General features: G+C 77.7%; 1 pseudogene. It reads left to right on the top strand.

The features are described from left to right. Positions 1 to 421 (top strand): annotated as a pseudogene (locus FV223_RS31190) (thioesterase); the annotation flags it as partial.

Consider the following 421-nt stretch of genomic DNA (forward strand, 5'->3'; position numbering starts at 1 on the left):
GCGGTCCGCAGGGCGGTGCGCTTCCTGCGCGAGGAGGCGGGGGTGACGGAGGTCGTCCTCGTCGGCCTGCGGCTCGGAGCGACGCTGGCGGCGCTCGTGGCCGAGGAGGGCGGCGTCGACCGGCTCGTGCTGATGGCGCCGTGCCGGACCGGGCGCGGGTACCTGCGCGAGATGAAGCTGCGGGCCCCGGCGGTGAACCAGCTGTCGGACGGCACCGCGCCGGCCGAGATGCCCGGTCGCCTCTCGGTCGGCGGCTTTCCGATCGGCCCGGAGCTCGCGGCCGACCTCGCGCGGATCGACCTCGCTTCGGCGACGGTTCGGCCGGCGCCCGAGATCCTGATCCTCGGCGCGGAGACCGACGCCCTCGCCAAGCGCTACGCCGCGCTCGGCGCCGCGGTGACGGCGGGCGCCCTGCCCGGCC

Source organism: Methylobacterium sp. WL116 (genome assembly GCF_008039455.1).
Taxonomy (GTDB): domain Bacteria; phylum Pseudomonadota; class Alphaproteobacteria; order Rhizobiales; family Beijerinckiaceae; genus Methylobacterium.